The organism is Kitasatospora sp. NPDC033851 (assembly GCF_055576085.1).
In genome coordinates this window covers 254317-270472 of the sequence record NZ_JBVIRL010000006.1, presented here as the reverse complement: position 1 = coordinate 270472, position 16156 = coordinate 254317, and the positions used below count along the sequence as shown (strand labels likewise).

14 protein-coding genes, 1 tRNA gene and 1 pseudogene are annotated in these 16156 nt (G+C 74.7%); 9 read left to right on the top strand and 7 right to left on the bottom strand.

Annotated elements, in window-relative coordinates; genetic code table 11:
* Window positions 1–69 precede the first annotated feature (69 nt).
* Window positions 70–933, top strand: a complete 864-nt coding sequence (gene htpX, locus ACZ51D_RS14835) for a zinc metalloprotease HtpX (RefSeq protein WP_465662457.1) — start codon at window positions 70–72, stop codon at window positions 931–933.
* A gap of 72 nt (window positions 934–1005) precedes the next feature.
* On the opposite strand, the gene ACZ51D_RS14830 is transcribed toward htpX, so the two are convergent.
* Window positions 1006–2460, bottom strand: a complete 1455-nt coding sequence (locus ACZ51D_RS14830; RefSeq protein WP_465662455.1) for an aminotransferase-like domain-containing protein — start codon at window positions 2458–2460, stop codon at window positions 1006–1008.
* On the opposite strand from ACZ51D_RS14830, the gene ACZ51D_RS14825 reads away from it, so the two are divergent.
* The 3 genes from ACZ51D_RS14825 (at window position 2459) to ACZ51D_RS14815 (ending at window position 4934) form a co-directional block, all read left to right on the top strand.
* Window positions 2459–3367, top strand: a complete 909-nt coding sequence (locus ACZ51D_RS14825; RefSeq protein ID WP_465616084.1) for a DMT family transporter — start codon at window positions 2459–2461, stop codon at window positions 3365–3367. The two genes, ACZ51D_RS14830 and ACZ51D_RS14825, sit on opposite strands and share 2 nt — an antisense overlap.
* A 181-nt stretch (window positions 3368–3548) precedes the next feature.
* Complete coding sequence (locus ACZ51D_RS14820; RefSeq protein ID WP_360495463.1) at window positions 3549–3974, top strand: BlaI/MecI/CopY family transcriptional regulator; 426 nt, start codon at window positions 3549–3551, stop codon at window positions 3972–3974.
* 3 nt (window positions 3975–3977) lie between these two features.
* On the top strand, window positions 3978–4934 hold the full coding sequence (locus tag ACZ51D_RS14815) for a M48 family metalloprotease (protein ID WP_360495460.1): 957 nt from the start codon (window positions 3978–3980) through the stop codon (window positions 4932–4934).
* Window positions 4935–4955: 21 nt separating this feature from the next.
* Here ACZ51D_RS14815 and ACZ51D_RS14810 read toward each other — a convergent pair whose 3' ends face one another.
* Window positions 4956–5645 carry an FMN-dependent NADH-azoreductase gene (locus tag ACZ51D_RS14810; RefSeq protein ID WP_465662453.1) on the bottom strand — a complete coding sequence of 230 codons (690 nt, stop codon included), beginning with the start codon at window positions 5643–5645 and terminating at the stop codon, window positions 4956–4958.
* Between the two features lie 74 nt (window positions 5646–5719).
* Here ACZ51D_RS14810 and ACZ51D_RS14805 point away from each other — a divergent pair, with 74 nt between their 5' ends.
* The gene (locus ACZ51D_RS14805; protein WP_465662452.1) at window positions 5720–6691 is read left to right on the top strand and encodes a sigma-70 family RNA polymerase sigma factor; all 972 of its coding nucleotides are present in this window, start codon (window positions 5720–5722) and stop codon (window positions 6689–6691) included.
* 111 nt (window positions 6692–6802) lie between these two features.
* Here ACZ51D_RS14805 and ACZ51D_RS14800 read toward each other — a convergent pair whose 3' ends face one another.
* The gene (locus tag ACZ51D_RS14800) at window positions 6803–7807 is read right to left on the bottom strand and encodes an NADP-dependent oxidoreductase (RefSeq protein WP_465662450.1); all 1005 of its coding nucleotides are present in this window, start codon (window positions 7805–7807) and stop codon (window positions 6803–6805) included.
* A gap of 138 nt (window positions 7808–7945) precedes the next feature.
* Here ACZ51D_RS14800 and ACZ51D_RS14795 point away from each other — a divergent pair.
* A pseudogene (locus ACZ51D_RS14795) lies at window positions 7946–8806 on the top strand (LysR family transcriptional regulator); the annotation flags it as partial.
* 68 nt (window positions 8807–8874) lie between these two features.
* Here ACZ51D_RS14795 and mug read toward each other — a convergent pair.
* From mug to ACZ51D_RS14780, 3 genes are all read right to left on the bottom strand, one after another.
* Window positions 8875–9489 carry a G/U mismatch-specific DNA glycosylase gene (mug, locus tag ACZ51D_RS14790; protein WP_465662522.1) on the bottom strand — a complete coding sequence of 205 codons (615 nt, stop codon included), beginning with the start codon at window positions 9487–9489 and terminating at the stop codon, window positions 8875–8877.
* Between the two features lie 14 nt (window positions 9490–9503).
* Window positions 9504–10502: a phosphatase PAP2 family protein gene (locus ACZ51D_RS14785; RefSeq protein WP_465616092.1), complete on the bottom strand. Its 999-nt coding sequence runs from the start codon at window positions 10500–10502 to the stop codon at window positions 9504–9506.
* A 181-nt stretch (window positions 10503–10683) separates the two neighbouring features.
* On the bottom strand, window positions 10684–11763 hold the full coding sequence (locus tag ACZ51D_RS14780) for a M24 family metallopeptidase (protein WP_465616368.1): 1080 nt from the start codon (window positions 11761–11763) through the stop codon (window positions 10684–10686).
* A 438-nt stretch (window positions 11764–12201) separates the two neighbouring features.
* Between ACZ51D_RS14780 and ACZ51D_RS14775 the strand changes: the two genes are divergently transcribed.
* Window positions 12202–12693 carry a hypothetical protein gene (locus ACZ51D_RS14775; protein ID WP_465616094.1) on the top strand — a complete coding sequence of 164 codons (492 nt, stop codon included), beginning with the start codon at window positions 12202–12204 and terminating at the stop codon, window positions 12691–12693.
* Window positions 12694–12851: 158 nt separating this feature from the next.
* Here the strand turns inward: ACZ51D_RS14775 and ACZ51D_RS14770 are convergent, their stop codons facing one another.
* Window positions 12852–13340 carry a YajQ family cyclic di-GMP-binding protein gene (locus ACZ51D_RS14770; protein WP_360496056.1) on the bottom strand — a complete coding sequence of 163 codons (489 nt, stop codon included), beginning with the start codon at window positions 13338–13340 and terminating at the stop codon, window positions 12852–12854.
* A gap of 241 nt (window positions 13341–13581) precedes the next feature.
* Between ACZ51D_RS14770 and ACZ51D_RS14765 the strand changes: the two genes are divergently transcribed.
* Both ACZ51D_RS14765 and ACZ51D_RS14760 read left to right on the top strand, forming a co-directional pair.
* Window positions 13582–13662: transfer RNA gene (locus ACZ51D_RS14765), tRNA-Tyr, on the top strand.
* 354 nt (window positions 13663–14016) lie between these two features.
* Window positions 14017–15849, top strand: coding sequence for an APC family permease (locus ACZ51D_RS14760; RefSeq protein ID WP_360495437.1), 1833 nt, complete (start codon window positions 14017–14019; stop codon window positions 15847–15849).
* The last annotated feature ends 307 nt before the right edge of the window (window positions 15850–16156 follow it).

Here is a 16156-nt window from a genome sequence, read left to right as displayed (position 1 = left end):
GCCCCGCCCGTTGACCGGGCAAGAGGGACGAGGCAAGGGCTTCCCCACCGCACCAATGGAGGGCCTGACGTGCACCGCCGGCACAACGGACTGAGGACCGCCGTCCTGCTCGGTGGCCTCTCCGCGCTGATCCTGGTGATCGGAAGCTTCTTCGGCCGCACCGGCTTCGTGATCGCCCTGCTGATCGCCCTCGGGACCAACGCCTACGCCTACTGGAACAGCGACAGGATCGCGCTGCGCGCCATGCGGGCCCGGCCGGTCAGCGAGTTCGAGGCGCCGCAGCTGTACCGGATCGTGCGCGAGCTCTCCACGGCCGCCCGCCAGCCGATGCCCCGCCTCTACATCTCCCCGACCCCGGCCCCCAACGCCTTCGCCACCGGCCGCAACCCGCGCAACGCGGCGGTCTGCTGCACGGAGGGCATCCTGCGGCTCCTGGACGAGCGCGAGCTGCGGGGCGTGCTCGGGCACGAGCTGAGCCACGTCTACAACCGGGACATCCTGATCTCCTCGGTCGCCGGGGCGCTCGCCTCGGTGGTGATGTTCCTGGTGAACTTCGCCTGGCTGATCCCGTTCGGGCGCGACGAGGACGACGACGGGCCCGGGCTGTTCGGGGTGCTCGCCATCATGATCCTCGGACCGCTCGCGGCCGGACTGATCCAGATGGCGGTCAGCCGCTCCCGCGAGTACCAGGCCGACGCCGACGGCGCCCGGATCACCGGCGACCCGCTCGCCCTCGCCGGCGCCCTCCGGAAGCTCGACGACGGCACCCGCCGGCTCCCCCTGCCGCCCGAGCCGCAGCTCCAGACGGCGAGCCACATGATGATCGCCAGCCCCTTCCGCCCCGGCGAGGCCGGCGCCAGGCTCTTCTCCACCCACCCTCCGATGGCGGAGCGCATCGCCCGCCTGGAGCGGATGGCGGGGTACGGGCGGTAGCCGACCGCCACCCGCGGTTGCAGGGGTCAGGGGGCGCGGCGAGGCCTGGGCGGGCCCCTGCGCCACCCGGGTTCAGCCGGCGGTCTCCTCGTAGGCCAGTCGGAGGCGGTGGATGCCCTCGGCCACCCGGGCGGGGCTCTCCGCGGCGGCGTAACTGAGGCGGACGTGGGGCGCCTGGGGTTCGGCGGGGTGGTAGGGGCGGCCGGGGGTGATCTGGACGCCGGTGCGCAGGGCGGCGGCGGTGAGGGCGCCGTCGTCGGTGCCGTCCGGGAGGCGCAGCCACAGGTGGTAGCCGCCGGGGCGGTGGATGGTGAGGAGGCCGGGCAGCTCGCGGTGCAGGGCGGCGACGGCGGCGGTGCGGCGGTCGCGCAGTTCGGTGCCGAGGGTGCGCAGGTGGCGGGCCCAGGCGGGGTCGGCGACCAGTTCCAGCGTCGCTTCCTGGAGCGGCCGGGGCACGAAGAAGCTGTCCACCACCTGGGTGGCCCGCAGCCGGGCCAGGGCGGGGCCGCGGGCGGTGAGGGCGCCGATCCGCAGGTTGGGGGAGGCGGCCTTGGTGAGCGAGCGCAGGTGCACCACGACCCCGTCCCGGTCGTCGGCGGCGAGCGGGCGCGGCAGCGCGGGGGCGTCCGCGTGGACCAGGAGCCGGGCGAAGTCGTCCTCGACGACGAAGGCCCCGGCCGCCCGGGCGATCCGCAGGACCTCCTCCCGCCGTGAGGGTGAGAGCACCGCGCCGGTGGGGTTCTGGAACAGCGGCTGGCAGACGAGGACCCGGGCCCGGGTGGCCGCGAACGCGTCCGCCAGCAGGTCGGTGCGGACGCCGTCGGCGTCGATCGGGACGGGGACGGGCCGCAGCCCGGCGGCCCGGATGACCGCCAGGATGCCCGGGTACGTCGGCGATTCCACCAGGACCGGCGCGCCGGGCGCGGCCAGCGAGCGCATGGCGACGGTGAGCCCGCCCTGCCCGCCGGAGGTGATCAGGACGTCTCCGGCGCCGATCGGCCCGCCGTGGCCGCCGATGTCGCGGGCGAACCAGCCGCGCAGCTCGGTGAGGCCGTCGACGGGTGGGCGGTCCCAGGCACCGGGGCGCCGGCCGGCCCGGGCGAGGGCGGTGGCCAGCAGGCGTTCGGGCAGCAGTGAGGCGTGCGGGTAGCCGCTGTTGAGGTCGATGACGTGGGGCGGCGGCACCCGGAGGGTGGCGAGGACCGGGGCGGCGATCAGGTCGCGGGGGCCGGAGTCGGCGCTGAGCGCGATCTCCTGCCAGGAGAGGTCGCCGGTGCGGCCGGGCGGTGCGGCGGGGGCGGTCGGGGCCGCGGCGAAGGCCGCCGCCCGGAAGACCCCGGCGCCGGGCCTGGAGACCACCAGTCCCTCGGCGACGAGGACCGCGATGGCCCGGGAGACCGTCACCGGGCTGACCTGGTGGCGTTCCATCAGCGCCCGGCTGGCGGGCAGCTTCCGTCCTTCCGGGTAGCGCTCGACCTCCCGCCGCAGGGTGTCGGCGAGTTCGGTCACACTGCTACGCTCGTTCATGACGGCACAAGATAGCGCTACCCAGCTCCGGGCGATAGCACCGCAGCGCGGCGCGGCCTCCGGCACCGCTCTCGCCGCCCTCGGGGTGGCCTCCTTCTCGCTCAGCTTCCCGGCCACCGCGTGGTCCCTGACCGGCTTCGGCCCGTGGACCTCGACCGGCCTGCGCGGGGTCCTGGCCGGGGCGCTGGCCGCGCTCTACCTGCTGGCCGCCGCCGCCCCGCTGCCGCAGCGGCGGCACTGGCCCGCCCTGCTGGTGGTCTCGGTCGGCTGCGTCCTCGGCTTCCCGCTGCTGACCACGCTCGCCCTGCGCACCTCCTCGACCGCCCATTCGGCGGTGGTGATCGGCGTCCTGCCGCTGGCCACCGCGGTGGTCGCGGCGCTGCGCACCGGCCGCCGGCCGTCCCGGGCGTTCTGGGCGGCCGCGCTGGCGGGGGCGGTGGCCGTCCTGGCCTTCACCCTGCTGCAGAGCCACGGCCGGCCGACCGTCGCCGACCTCTACCTGTTCGTCGGGCTGGTGATCTGCGCGGCCGGGTACGCGGAGGGCGGGCGGCTCTCCCGGGACCTCCCGGGCGCCCAGGTGATCGCCTGGGCGGTGCTGGCCGCACTGCCGGTGACGCTGCTGACCTCGGCGTTCGGGCTGGCCACCGAGCCGGTGCAGCTCGGGCCGAAGGCGCTGGCCGGGCTGGCGTACGTCGCGGCGGTGTCGCAGTTCGGCGGGTTCGTGCTCTGGTACCGGGGGATGGCCGGGATCGGCGTGCCGAGGGCCAGTCAGCTGCAGCTCGGGCAGCCGCTGCTGACGCTGGTCTGGTCGGTGCTCCTGCTCGGCGAGCACCTGCCGGCCGCCGCGCCGGTCACGGCGGTGGTGGTGCTGGTCTGCATCGCGGTGACCCAGCGGGCCCGGACCTGAGCGGGCAGCGGCGCGGGGGACGCCGAACGCCACGGCTGACGCCACGGCGAACGCCGCCGCGAACGCCGCCGCCCGTACGGCCCCGGAGCCGCGCACTGACCGCTTCGGAGCAGCCCTCCGCTCGTTAGGATGAAGCCGTGCCCGTCGGTCCGGGCGCGGCATCCGGAGGGAGTGGGCCGTCATGGCAGACGAGAGGCACGCCCCGGCGGCCGGGGAAGCGCCGGCCCGACGACGCGGCCAGGGCGAGCTGGAGGCGCAGGTGCTGGCGGTGCTCCAGCAGGCGCCCGGCCCGGCCAGCGCGGGGTGGGTCCAGGAACGCCTGGAGGGCGACCTGGCGTACACCACGGTGATGACCATCCTGTCCCGGCTGCACGCCAAGAACGCCGTCTCCCGGTCCCGCTCCGGCCGCTCCTACCTGTGGCTGGCCTCCTCCGACGCCGCCGGGCTGGCGGCGCTGCGGATGCGCCGGATGCTCGACGGGGAGGCCGACCGGGACGCCGTCCTGGCCAGTTTCGTCACTGCGCTGCTGCCGCACGACGAGGAACTGCTGCGGGCGCTGCTCGACGCCGCCTCCGCCGATCCGGCGGCGACCGACCGCGAGAGCTGACCCGTGGGCTTCTTCGTCTTCCTCCCGCTCATCCTGCCGCTCACCGCGGTTCCGATCGCGCGCCTGACCGAGCAGCACCTGCACCCGCGCGGCGCGGCCCGGCTGATGACCGTGATCAGCGCGGTGATGGCGGTGTGCAGCGTGCTCTGCCTCGGGCTGATCGGCGTGGTGGGCACCGCGCAGATCCCCGGCAACCCGCTCCCGGACAGCTGGTCAGACCCGGAGGTGCGGGCCGCGCTGCCGTACCACGAGACGGTCGGCACGGCCGCGATGTGGCTGCTGGCGCTGGTGGGCCTCGCCTGCGCCCGGACGCTCGTCCGGCACCTGCGGGTGCGCGCCCGGGCCCGGCGGGCGCTGTCCGGACTGCCCGCGCGGCCCGGGCCGACCGGTGACCTCGCGGTGCTGCCGGACCGCAGCCCGTACGCCTACGCGCTGCCCGGCTCGCCCGGGCGGGTGGTGGTGTCCACCGGGATGCTGGACGGCCTGGCGGCGGACGAGCGGGAGGCCCTGCTCGCCCACGAGCGGGCGCACCTGCGCCACCGTCACCACCGGTACCTGCTGACCACCCAGCTCGCCGCCTGCGTCAACCCCTTCCTGCGGCCACTGCAGGACGCGGTGGCGTACAGCGCGGAGCGGTGGGCGGACGAGGACTCGGCACAGGCCGTGGGGGACCGCCGGATCACCGCGCGGGCGGTGGCCCGGGCGGCCCTGGTCTCGCACGCCGCCCCGGCGCCCGGCTTCGCGGCCTTCGCCGCCCCGACCGCGGCGGCCGGTCCGGTGCCGCGCCGGGTCGCCGCGCTGCTCGGCCCGGTGCCGACCTCCCGCAACTGGCCGCCGGCCAAGACCCCGGCGGGCCTGGCGGCGATGGTCGCCGCGATCGGGACGGCGGCGTCGGCGCTGTGCGCGCTCAACGCCGCCGTGGCCCTGCTGCTGGTGCTGAAGGCCGTCACCCCGCTGTAGTGGACGAACCTGCCGCCGGGCTCAGAGCGTCGCGGCCAGTTCGTCGACGGCGGCCTCGGCCGCCGCCAGCGACTCGGCGGCGAGCGGCTCCAGGCCGTTCAGCGCGGGAACGTCCACGGCCCGGGTGAGCTCGGCGGTGACGACGTGCAGGTTCTCCTCGGCGATTCCGAGGCTGCCGAAGTACGCCCGCAGGTACGGGAGCTGGAAGTCGAAGTGCTCGCGCGGGGTGCCCGGCCCGTAGCCGCCGCCGCGGACGGCGACGACCACCACGCGGGTGCCGCGCAGCAGCCGCTCGCCGGTGTCCGGGTCGAGGAAGGCGCCGGGGAAGGAGACCCGGTCGATCCACGCCTTGAGGCCGGTCGAGACGGTGAAGTTGTACATCGGGCTGCCGAGCAGCAGGGTGCCGGCGGCCCGCAGCTCCTCGATCAGCGGCCGGCTGAGCGCCCACTCGCGCGCCTCGTCCGGGTTCTCGACCAGCGCGGCGACGTCCGCCGGCGGGAGCGGGCCCTTGCGTTCGGTCCGTCGGCCGAGGCTGTCGTAACCGGCGCGCACCGCGGGCACCGGGTCGGCGGCGAGGTCGCGGTAGCGGTGCCGGGCGGCGCTGCCGTGCCGGGCGCGCCATGCGGCGGCGAAGCGGCCGGTCAGGGCGCGGCTGACCGAGCCGGCCGGGCTGATGCTGGAGTCCAGGTGGAGCAGCGTGGTGGAGGTCATGGTGGTCTCCTGGTCACCTCGGGGAAGGACGGATCGTCATAGCGGTGACGAGCCGGGCCGAGGAAAGGTGACCGATGGACCGGGACGGGATTTCGGGAGCGATCACCGAGGGAGCGCCGGCCGGGGACGCGATTACCAGCGGAGCGGCGGCCGGGGACGCGATCACCGGCGGAGCGGCGGCCGCAGGCGCGGCGGCGCGGTTCGAGGCCGAGCGCGGGCGGCTGCGGGCGATCGCCCAGCGGATGCTCGGGTCGACCGGCGAGGCCGAGGACGCCGTGCAGGAGGCCTGGCTGCGGCTGGCCCGGACCGACCCGGCGGAGATCGACAACCTGCCCGGCTGGCTGACCACCGTGGTCTCCCGGATCTGCCTGGACCTGCTGCGGGCCCGCGCCGCGCGCCGCGAGGAGCCGACCGGCGAGGCGCTGCCGGACGCGGCGGGCGGTGGCGCGGACCCGGAGCGGGAGGCGTTGCTGGTCGAGTCGGTGGGCCGGGTGCTGCTCGTGGTGCTGGACCGGCTGGGCCCGGCCGAGCGGGTCGCCTTCGTGCTGCACGACGGCTTCGCGGTGCCCTTCGAGGAGATCGCGCCGATCGTCGGACGGACCCCGGTGGCCGCCAAGAAGCTGGCCAGCCGAGCCCGGCAGCGGGTGCGGGGCACGGCCGCGCTGCCCCCGGAGCCGCTGGCCGGGCACCGGCGGGTGGTGGAGGCCTTCCTGGCCGCCGCCCGGGACGGGGACCTGGCCGGGCTGCTGGCCGTCCTGGCCCCGGACGTGGTGCGCCGGGCCGACCCGGCCGCGCTGCCGCCCGGCCGCGCCCTGGTGGCCCGCGGCGCGGCGACGGTCGCCCGGGAGACCACGGTCTTCGGCCGCCGGGCCCGCCACGGCGCGGTGGCCCTGGTGGACGGGGTGCCGGGCATCCTGATCGCGCCGGCCGGGCGGCTGCGGCTGGTGCTGCGGGTGGCGGTCGCGGACGGCCGGGTGGCCGGCTACGAGGTGGTCGCCGACCCGGCCCGGCTCGCCGCCTTCGAGCTGGCCGTACTGCCGGGGTGATCCCGAGGCCCGCCCCGCCGCCCGTCCGCCCCGCCGCCCGTCCGCCCCGCCGCCTGGCCGCTCCGCCCTGCCGCCCGTCCGTCCCGCCGAAGGGCTCAGTCGGTGGAGGGCTCAGTCGGCGATCCGGACCAGCATCTTGCCGGTGTTGGCGCCGCGCAGCATGCCGAGGAAGGCGTCCACCACGCGGTCGAAGCCGTCCACGATCGTCTCGTCCGGGACGACGGCGCCCGACCGCAGGTGCGGGACGAGGAAGTCGTACAGCTCGGGCCGGGCGTCGAGGTGGTTGCGGACCAGGAAGCCCTCCAGCCGCAGGCTCTTGCCGACCACGTCGTAGAGGTTGCGCGGCGCGGCCGGCGGGTCCTGCGGGCGGTCGTACTGGGCGACGGCGCCGCACCAGGCGATCCGGCCGTGGTCGCGCAGGGCGCCGATGGCGGCTTCCAGGTGGTCGCCGCCGACGTTGTCCAGGTAGACGTGCAGCCCCTCGGGGGCGGCCTCGCGCAGGCGCTCCGCGATCGGGCCGTCGTGGTAGTCGAAGGCGGCGTCGAAGCCGAGGTGCGCGGTGAGGCGGGCGGCCTTGGCGGCGGAGCCGGTGCTGCCGACGATCCGTCCGGCACCGAGCAGGCGGGCGAGCTGTCCGGCGGCGGTGCCGACGCCGCCGGCGGCCGCCGAGACGAACACCGTCTCGCCGGGCTGGAGCCGGGCGATCCGGGTCAGGCCGACCCAGGCGGACAGGCCGGTGCCGCCGAGCACCGACAGGTGGGCGCTGAGCGGGACCCCGGCGAAGTCGGGCAGCAGGCTCGCCCGCTCGGCGGTGACCACCGAGTGGGTGCGCCAGGCCTGGCGGTGGTGGACGAGCGCCCCGACGGGCAGGGCGTCGGCCCGGGACTCCACCACCCGGCCGAGGGTGCGGCCCTCCAGCGGGGCGTGCAGCTCCCAGCCGCCCTCGTTCATCTCCTCCCGCATGTACGGGTCGACGGACTGGTAGAGGTTCTCGACGAGGGCCTCGCCCGCCGCGAGCGCCGGGACGGCCTCCTCGACGAAGGCGAAGTTCTCGGCGGTCGGCGCGCCGTCGGGGCGGGAGACCAGGTGGACGGCGTGGGCGGTGGGGCGGGACATCGGGGCGCTCCGGACGGGTGAGGACGGGCGGGACGTGATCACCGTAGGAAGCGGGGGAGCGGTCGGGCAGGGGCTCACGTCGATGGAACGGCGGCTTCCATGAACGGGATCGATGGATCGGGGACTAGATTCGGGCGCATGACCGATCTCGCCCCGCACGAGCTGCGGACCCTCGTCGCCGTCGACGAGGAGCGGAGCTTCACGGCGGCCGCCGGCCGCCTGGACACCACCCAGTCCGCCGTCTCGCACGCCGTGCGGGCCTGCGAGCGGAAGCTCGGCGCGGTGCTGTTCGACCGCGGCCGCCACGGCGCGCGCCCCACCGACGCCGGCCTCCGGGCCCTGGCGTACGCCCGCCGGATCCTGCGGCTGCTGGACGCCATGGGTCCCGAGGTGCGCAGTGCCGGAACGGAGGGGCCGCTGACCGGCACGCTGCGGATCGCCGCCTTCCGCAGCGCCGCCGCCCACCTGCTGCCGCCCGTCCTGGCCCGGCTAGCCGAGCGCCACCCCGGGCTCGGCACGCACGTCCGGATCGTCCGGGAGATCGGCCGCGGCACCGCCGGGGAGGTCGCCGACGGCCGCGCCGACCTCGGGCTCGCCACCCTGGACGCAAGCGGCCCGCCGCCCGTCCCGGGCCTGGTCGCGGCGCGCCTGTACGAGGAGACGTACGCGCTCGCGCATCCGCAGGGCCACCCGGCGCCGCGCGAGCTCCCGCTGGTCGACTGGGACGAGAACTGCGGCTCGTACACCCGGGACTGGTGGCAGCGGCAGGACTGGATCCCGCCCGCGACCGTGGACGTGGAGGACGACACGGTCGCCCTCTCGCTGGTCGCCCAGGGCATCGGCATGGCGATCATGCCCCGGACGGCGCTGCTCGGCGCCCCGGCCGGCCTCGCCGTGACCGACCTCGGGCCGCGCCCGCCCAGCCGCTTCGTCGGGTACGTCACCACGCCCGAGCTGGCCGGGGCGGCCGCCGTCCGGGCGCTGATCCGCGAGCTGCGCGAGGTCCCGCTGCCGGCGGGGCTCACCTCCGCCCGGCCCTCGGCAGCCGCCCAGCCCGCGACGGCGGCTCAGCCCTCGACGGCTGCCGCGTCCCCTTCGCCCCCGCCGCCCTCGCCGCCCCCGCCGACCCCGCCGCCCTCGATGGCTTCGACGGCCTCCCTGAGCTTGCGGAACTCCCCGGCCAACGCGTCCAGGGTGTAGTGCGCGTTGAGGCCGCTGGGGTTGGGCAGTACCCACACCTCGGTGTCGCCGATGCCCTCCGGCTGGCGGCCGATCGCGGCCCGTCGCTGCCCGAAGGCCGTCCGGTAGGCGCCGATGCCGAGGACGGCCAGGGCCCGCGGGCGCAGCCGCAGCACCCGGTCGCGGAGCGCGGCACCGCCCTCGCGCAGTTCCTCGGCGGTCAGCTCGTCCGCCTTGGCGGTGGTGCGCGGGGCGACGTTGGTGATCCCCAGGCCGAGCGCGAGCAGCTGCTCCTGCTCGTCCGGCCGGTACTGGCGCCCGGTGAAGCCGGAGCGGTGCAGCGCGGGCCAGAAGCGGTTGCCGGGCCGGGCGAAGTGGTGTCCGGTGGCGCCGGACCACAGGCCCGGGTTGATGCCGCAGAACAGCACCCGCAGCCCGGGCCCGGTGATGTCCGGGATGGTGGTGTCCTTGGCGGCCAGCAGCTGTTCGGCGGTGGGCTTCATCGGCGTGTGCGGCTTCACCCGGCCAAGTGTGCCGTGCCCTCCGCCGGCGCCGTACGGCGGCAGCGCAGCCACCGCAGGCCGAAGACCACCGCGGCCGCGTACGCCCAGCCGACGAAGACGTCGATGATGAAGTGCTCCGCGCCGTAGACCAGGGTGAACGTCATCGCGAGCGGATAGGCGACCAGCACCGCCCGCAGCCAGGGCCGGACGGTGGGCCAGAAGAAGAACAGCAGCATCGCCGGGTAGGCGGAGTGCAGCGAGGGCATCGCGGCGACATCGTTGGCGAACTGGCTGCCGTTCTCCAGCAGCGAGTCGGCCTGCGGCAGCCCGCTCACCGAGATGACCTCCCAGACCACCCGGGTCACGTGCGGCAGGTTGCCGTCCTGGGCGACCAGCCACGGCGGGTCGGCCGGGAAGAGCAGATAGGTGGCGAAGCCCGCGAAGGTGAGCGTCAGGTAGCAGGCGAGCAGCTGTCGGAACCGGTGGTGCGCGCGTCGCCAGAGCGCGGCGAGCAGCAGGAAGACGACGAAGAAGTGCGAGAGGTAGACGCCGATCGCCGCGTAGTCGTACCAGTGCGGCGAACCGGGGGTGTAGAGGGCGTGCTGGAGCCGGACCGTCCAGGTCTCGCCGAAGCCGAGGGCCTCGTCGAAGCGCAGTTGTGGCAGCCAGTGCGGGGCCCACGGGGTGTGCGCGCCGTAGCCGCGCAGCAGCGAGTACGCCCAGACCACGGCCATCACCGGCACCCAGTCGCGCAGCACCAGGAGGAAGCCGCGGGGGCCGTGCCCGCTGTGCACGGCGGCGGTCAGCAGGGCGCCGATCAGCCAGAGGAACAGCACGTCGTTGGCGGCCGGGATGCCCTCGGCGCTCAGGAACCAGAGGAGGCCGGTCAGGTAGAGCGGCCACGCCAGGAACCGGAGTCTCGACCAGCCCGTCACGCGGGGGCGGGGTGGAGGCACCGGGCGCGGTTGTTCGGCCCGCACGGGGGGCGGGGCGGGGCGGAGGGTCTTGGTCATGCGCACCGAAACTAGCAATCGAAACTTGGAGGACTCTGGATGAAGTATGACCGGATCGTAAGAACGTCGGATCCGGTCAGCGCCGCTGCCGGCCTCGCCGCCCGCCTCGCTGCCGAGCTCGCGGTCGGTGCCGCGGTCGGTACCGCGGCCCACCTCGCGGTCGCCGTGCCGGGCATCGCGCTCATGCCACGATGCCCAGCTCGTGCGGGGTGTTGTTGAAACGGCGGCCGCCGGTCGGGGTGACGGTGACGATGTCCTCGATCCGCACCCCGAACCGGCCGGGCAGGTAGACCCCGGGCTCGATCGAGAAGCACATCCCGGGCACCAGCGGCTGCTCCTCGCCCTCGACCAGGTACGGCGGTTCGTGCGTGGTCGTACCGATGCCGTGGCCGGTGCGGTGGATGAAGTACTCGCCGTAGCCGCCGTCGGTGATCACCCGGCGGGCGATCCGGTCGATCTCCTGGCAGCTCACCCCGGGGCGGACCGCCTCGAAGGCGGTCTGCTGGGCGAGCCGGACCAGGTCGTGGACCTTCCGCACCTCCGCCGGGACGTCCGTGCCGACGTGCACCGTCCGAGTGGTGTCGGAGCCGTAGCCGTCCTTGAGGCCGCCGAAGTCCAACACCACGGTGTCACCCGTTCGGATGACCCGGTCGCCGGCCTCGTGGTGCGGATCAGCGCCGTTGGGGCCGGAGCCGACCACCGTGAAGTCGACCTGGCTGTGCCCGTACTGGATGAGCAGCGCGCCGAGGTCGCCAGCCACGTCGGTCTCCCGGCGGCCGGCGAATGCTGCCTCCAGGATCCTGCGGTAGGCGGCGTCCGCCGCGCCGCCGGCCGAAGCCAGGCGCTCCAGCTCCTCGGTGTCCTTGACCGCGCGCAGCATCGGCAGGGTCTCGGTGAGCGAGGTGAACGAGGCGCCGGGCAGCGCGGCCTGGAAGCCGAGCAGGTGCATGGCCCAGGCGTTGTCGGAGACGCCGTAGCGCCCGGCCGGGTCGAGCAGTGGACCGGCGGTGGCGAACGGGTCCTCGCCGTCGGACCAGTCGAGCAGCCGGACGGCCTTGGCGCCGACCGCCTTCTCGGCGTCCGGGCGCTCCAACGTGGGGACGACCAGGGTGGGTTCGCGCCCGACGGTGAGGACGAGGGTGGTCAGCCGCTCGGTGATCGCGGTCGGCGTGTAGCCGCACAGGTAGGCCAGGTCGGGGCCGGCGGCGACGACCAGGCCGGCCAGCCCGGCGGCGGTCGCCTCGGCGCCGGCCCGAACCATCCGGGCGGTGTAGTCCTCGACGGTGAAGGGTCGGGGCACGGGTTCTCCCTCTGGGGGCGGACGGGCTCTGCCGGAACTCCATACTCCTTGAACTCCCTCAAGACCTCCCCGAGTTGGCGAAGCTCCAGGCGGACGTCGTGCAGGCCGGCCGCGGTGAAGGCGGCGGCGACCCGCTCGGCGGGCGTCCGGCACCCGGTGCCGGCCGCGGCGCGGGAGTCGGGGGAGGGCCCCGGGGCGGGCCGTACCCGGCCAGTCCACCCGGGTGCCGGGGCCGCCGCATGCGGCACGCACCCGAGTGGGTGACCGGCCGCCGGCGCCGGGGCGTTCGCGGCCGAGGCCCGGTGCTTGACGGTGCTCAGTCTGCTCTACGGTCTCCGACTGGGCACGGAATCATAAATTCCGGGCCGACTGTCAGTGCGGTGGGACACCATGGCCGGCATGGCCTACGAACTCCAAGCGCTGATAGGAACATTGGAGCTGCTGAGGGTGGCGGCGGCGGAGGTCCCGGCGGCCCGGGTGGTGCCCCTGGCACAGGGGCTGGCCCTGATCCCGGTCACCTCCGCCGTCCTCACCGCGCTCCAGGGCGACGGCAGCGTGCGGAAGCCCGCCGGCTGGGCCGGGTTCGGCCGGTACGCGGACGGCTTCGAACTCCGGCTCGCCGCCTGGTCGAAGGCCGGCCCGATCGCCTGCGTCGAGGCCGAGTACTTCGGCGGCAGCGGCACCCAGTGCGCCGCGGTCTGGGAGAACGGCCGGATCGTCCTCGGCCCGCTCACCGTCGGCGAGTTCGAGCCCGAGCCGCCCGAGGGCCTCCCGATCTCCCGAGCCCTGCGGCGGATCGGCGCGCGCACCGACGAGGGCCGGGTCGACGAGTTCGACTCGGTCGGCCTGGGCGCGCACCGCAGCACCGGGAGCTGGGCCGGGGCCGACTGAGCCGGCGCGCGCGGTTCGGCGTACGTGCGGTGGCTGCGTTCGGACGACTGCCCGACCGTGTGAGGCAGGCACGAACGGCCCCGCTCCCAAATACCGGGGAGCGGGGCCGTGCCGTTCGTCCCGCCGACCGGAGGCCAGTGGCTGGCGGCGGTTCGCGATCAGCGGTAGTTCACGTACTGGATCGCGAAGTCCAGGTCCTTGCTCTTGAGCAGGTTCTGCACGGCCTGGAGGTCGTCGCGGCTCTTCGAGCTGACGCGCAGTTCGTCGCCCTGAACCTGCGCCTTGACGCCCTTCGGGCCTTCGTCACGGATGATCTTCGCGACCTTCTTCGCGTCCTCCGTGGTGATGCCTTCCTTGATGTTGGCGAAGATCTTGTACTCCTTGCCGGAGAGCTGAGGCTCGGCGGCGTCCAGAGCCTTCAGCGACAGGCCGCGCTTGACGAACTTCGTCTGCAGCACGTCGAGGATGGCGCGCACGCGCTCCTCGCCGTTGGCCTTCATCTCGATCTTTTCGCCGGAGCGGCTGATCTCGCCGCCCACGCCCTTGAAGTCGAAGCGCGTCGCGATCTCACGGGAGGTCTGGTTGATCGCGTTGTCGACCTCCTGCCACTCGACCTTCGAGACGATGTCGAAACTGGAGTCGGCCATGGGTGTTGGTCTCCTTGATGCTCTGGCTGCACTGACAAGGGCTGCCCCACCGGACGCCCGCCGCCCCAGCCTATCCAGCGCCGCCCCGCCCTCGCCCGCGGCGAGCACGTGGCGATCCTTGATCATCGCGTGCCTCATCGCGTGCCTCATCGCGAGGCCTATCGAGTGGCGAACCACCCCCCGGCATCGGGTATGGTTTACCAAGTCGAACGGGGCGAACACCCCGGAAGGCAAAAATCCTGGCTGGTTGCCCGAGCGGCCAAAGGGAGCAGACTGTAAATCTGCCGCGTAAGCTACGCAGGTTCGAACCCTGCACCAGCCACAGGATAGAGAACAGCCCCTGATCTGCGGAAACGCAGATCAGGGGCTGTTTTGTCGTGCCCGGATGCCGACGGGCCCAGCTCTTGCACATTGCTTGCAATTGCGTGAGTCAGGCAGCAGAGTGGGGGCCCGGGGGTGGGAGTCCTTCGACTGAGCTGATCGTCTTCCCAACCGGCGCCCGCCGGGACAAACGGCTCGCCCACCCCCGCCAACAGCCCCTCCACGCAGGACGGCGGGCGCGTCAAGGGCCCGTCAAAGCTGCTCGTGGCCGCGTCAGGAACGCGTAGGGCCGGGGAGGCGCCGGGCGCACGGACCGCAGGATCGGAGCAACTACCGACCGCGGAGGTTCCGTCCGATGTCCAGCGCCACCACCACCCCGGCCGTCACGGCCGAACCCGAGCCGCCGGATACCGGCGCGGGCGACGAGCGGCACCGGCTCAGCGCGCTCGGCGGACTGGCGGCGCTGTCGCTGGACGCGATGGCCTCGGTGGCGTACGGGCCGGAGTCGATCGTGCTGGTGCTGGCGGCCGCCGGCGCGTACGGGCTGGGCTTCACGCTGCCGGTCACCGCGGCGATCGCCGTCCTGCTGGCGGTGCTGGTCGCCTCCTACCGGCAGGTGATCGCGGCGTTCCCGGACGGCGGCGGCTCCTACGCGGTGGCCAAGGCGCACCTGGGCCGCCGGACGGCGCTGACCGCGGCCGCCTCGCTGGTGATCGACTACATCCTGAACGTCGCGGTCTCGGTGACCGCGGGCGTGGCCGCGCTGACCTCGGCCGTACCGGGCCTGTACGGCCAGCGGGTCTGGCTCTGTCTGGGTGTGCTGGCCCTGGTGACCGCGGTGAACCTGCGGGGGATCGCCGAGTCGGCGCGCTGGTTCATGGCGCCGACGGCGGTCTTCGTCCTCGCGATCCTGGCGATCATCGTGGTCGGTCTGTTCCGGGACGGCCCGGCGAGCACCGCGGCGGCCGCCGGGCACGCCTCGGCGCTGGCCGGGAACGCCACCACGGTCGGTGCGCTGCTACTGCTCAAGGCCTTCGCGGCGGGCTGTTCGGCGCTGACCGGGGTGGAGGCGGTGGCCAACGCCGTCCCCTCCTTCCGCGCCCCGCGAGTGAAGCGGGCGCAGCACACCGAGGTCGTGCTCGGCGCCCTGCTCGGCGTGATGCTGATCGGCCTGGCCGTGCTGATCGGGCGCTTCCACCTCCAGCCGGTCGAGGGCGTCACCGTGCTCGCCCAACTCGCCGACGCCTCGCTCGGCCACGGCGCCGGCTTCTACGTCGTCCAGTTCGCCACCGTGGTCCTGCTCGGGCTGGCCGCCAACACGTCCTTCGGCGGGCTGCCGGTGCTGATGGACCTGCTGGCCCGGGACAACCACCTGCCGCACGTGTTCGCGCTGCGCGCCGACCGCCAGGTGTACCGGTACGGCGTGTTGTTCCTGGCCGCGGTGTCGGCGGCGCTGCTGGTCGGCTCCGGCGGGGACGTCAACAGCCTGGTGCCGTTGTTCTCGATCGGCGTGTTCGTCGGCTTCACCGTCTGCCAGGTCGGCATGGTCCGGCACTGGCTGCTGCACCGCCCGGCGGGCTGGCGGGGCAAGGCCGCGCTGAACGGCTTCGGCGCGCTGCTCACCGGCGTCGCCGCCCTGGTCGTCACCGGCACCAAGTTCACCGAGGGCGCCTGGGGCATCGTGGTGGCCCTGCCGCTGCTGGTGGTGCTGTTCGAGGCGATCCACCGCAGCTATGCGCGGATCGGCGAACGGCTGGAGCTGGGCCGCGTACCCGGCCCGGTGACCCGACAGCGCAGCCTGGTCATCGTCCCGGTGACCGCGATCACCCGGCTCACCCGGGACGGCCTGTCGGCGGCGCTCTCGCTCGGCGACGAGGTGATGGCGGTGACCGTCGTGCACGAGCCGACCGCGGCCGAGGCGCTGCGCCGGGACTGGGAGCTGTGGCAGCCGGGCGTGCCGCTGGTGGAGATCCCGGACGGCCGCCGGCGGCTGGGCCGGCCGATCGCCGACTTCGTCAACGAGCTCGGGGCGGAGCACGTCTACGACCGGCTGACCGTGCTGATCCCCGAGGTCGAGCCCGCCCGCTGGTTCCAGCGGGCGCTGCAGAACCGGCGCGGTGCCGTGATCGACCGCGCCCTGCGCCGGCACACCGACGCGGTGGTCTGCCGGCTGCGGATGCGGATGTGACCGGGGGAGACCCGCGTGAACGGCCCCGGGCGGCAGCCTGCCGCCCGGGGCCGTTCGCCGTCCCACCTGTTCGCCGTCCCACCTGTTCGCCGTCCCACCTGCACACCGTCCCACCACCCGTTTGCCGTCCCATCACCTGCACACCGCCCCACCACCCGTTCGCCGTCCCACCACCCATTCGCGTCAAGGTCCCGTCAACGTGGCGCGGTCACCCGTATGGAGGGCGTCAGGGCTCGATAACGCGCCTCTGACGGCTGGTTTGCTGCATCTGCCGGTCGTCCGCCGGCGCCGCGCGAGCCGTACGGCC

Excerpts from the sequence above, each read along its gene's own strand:
- ACZ51D_RS14800 (WP_465662450.1), bottom strand. The coding sequence starts at position 7,807 with ATGTCCCGCCCCACCGCCCACGCCGTCCACCTGGTCTCCCGCCCCGAC.
- ACZ51D_RS14820 (WP_360495463.1), top strand. The coding sequence starts at position 3,549 with ATGGCAGACGAGAGGCACGCCCCGGCGGCCGGGGAAGCGCCGGCCCGA.
- ACZ51D_RS14810 (WP_465662453.1), bottom strand. The coding sequence starts at position 5,645 with ATGACCTCCACCACGCTGCTCCACCTGGACTCCAGCATCAGCCCGGCC.
- ACZ51D_RS14785 (WP_465616092.1), bottom strand. The coding sequence starts at position 10,502 with ATGACCAAGACCCTCCGCCCCGCCCCGCCCCCCGTGCGGGCCGAACAA.
- ACZ51D_RS14775 (WP_465616094.1), top strand. The coding sequence starts at position 12,202 with ATGGCCTACGAACTCCAAGCGCTGATAGGAACATTGGAGCTGCTGAGG.
- mug (WP_465662522.1), bottom strand. The coding sequence starts at position 9,489 with ATGAAGCCCACCGCCGAACAGCTGCTGGCCGCCAAGGACACCACCATC.
- ACZ51D_RS14825 (WP_465616084.1), top strand. The coding sequence starts at position 2,459 with ATGACGGCACAAGATAGCGCTACCCAGCTCCGGGCGATAGCACCGCAG.
- ACZ51D_RS14780 (WP_465616368.1), bottom strand. The coding sequence starts at position 11,763 with ATGGTTCGGGCCGGCGCCGAGGCGACCGCCGCCGGGCTGGCCGGCCTG.
- ACZ51D_RS14830 (WP_465662455.1), bottom strand. The coding sequence starts at position 2,460 with ATGAACGAGCGTAGCAGTGTGACCGAACTCGCCGACACCCTGCGGCGG.
- ACZ51D_RS14770 (WP_360496056.1), bottom strand. The coding sequence starts at position 13,340 with ATGGCCGACTCCAGTTTCGACATCGTCTCGAAGGTCGAGTGGCAGGAG.
- ACZ51D_RS14760 (WP_360495437.1), top strand. The coding sequence starts at position 14,017 with ATGTCCAGCGCCACCACCACCCCGGCCGTCACGGCCGAACCCGAGCCG.
- ACZ51D_RS14805 (WP_465662452.1), top strand. The coding sequence starts at position 5,720 with ATGGACCGGGACGGGATTTCGGGAGCGATCACCGAGGGAGCGCCGGCC.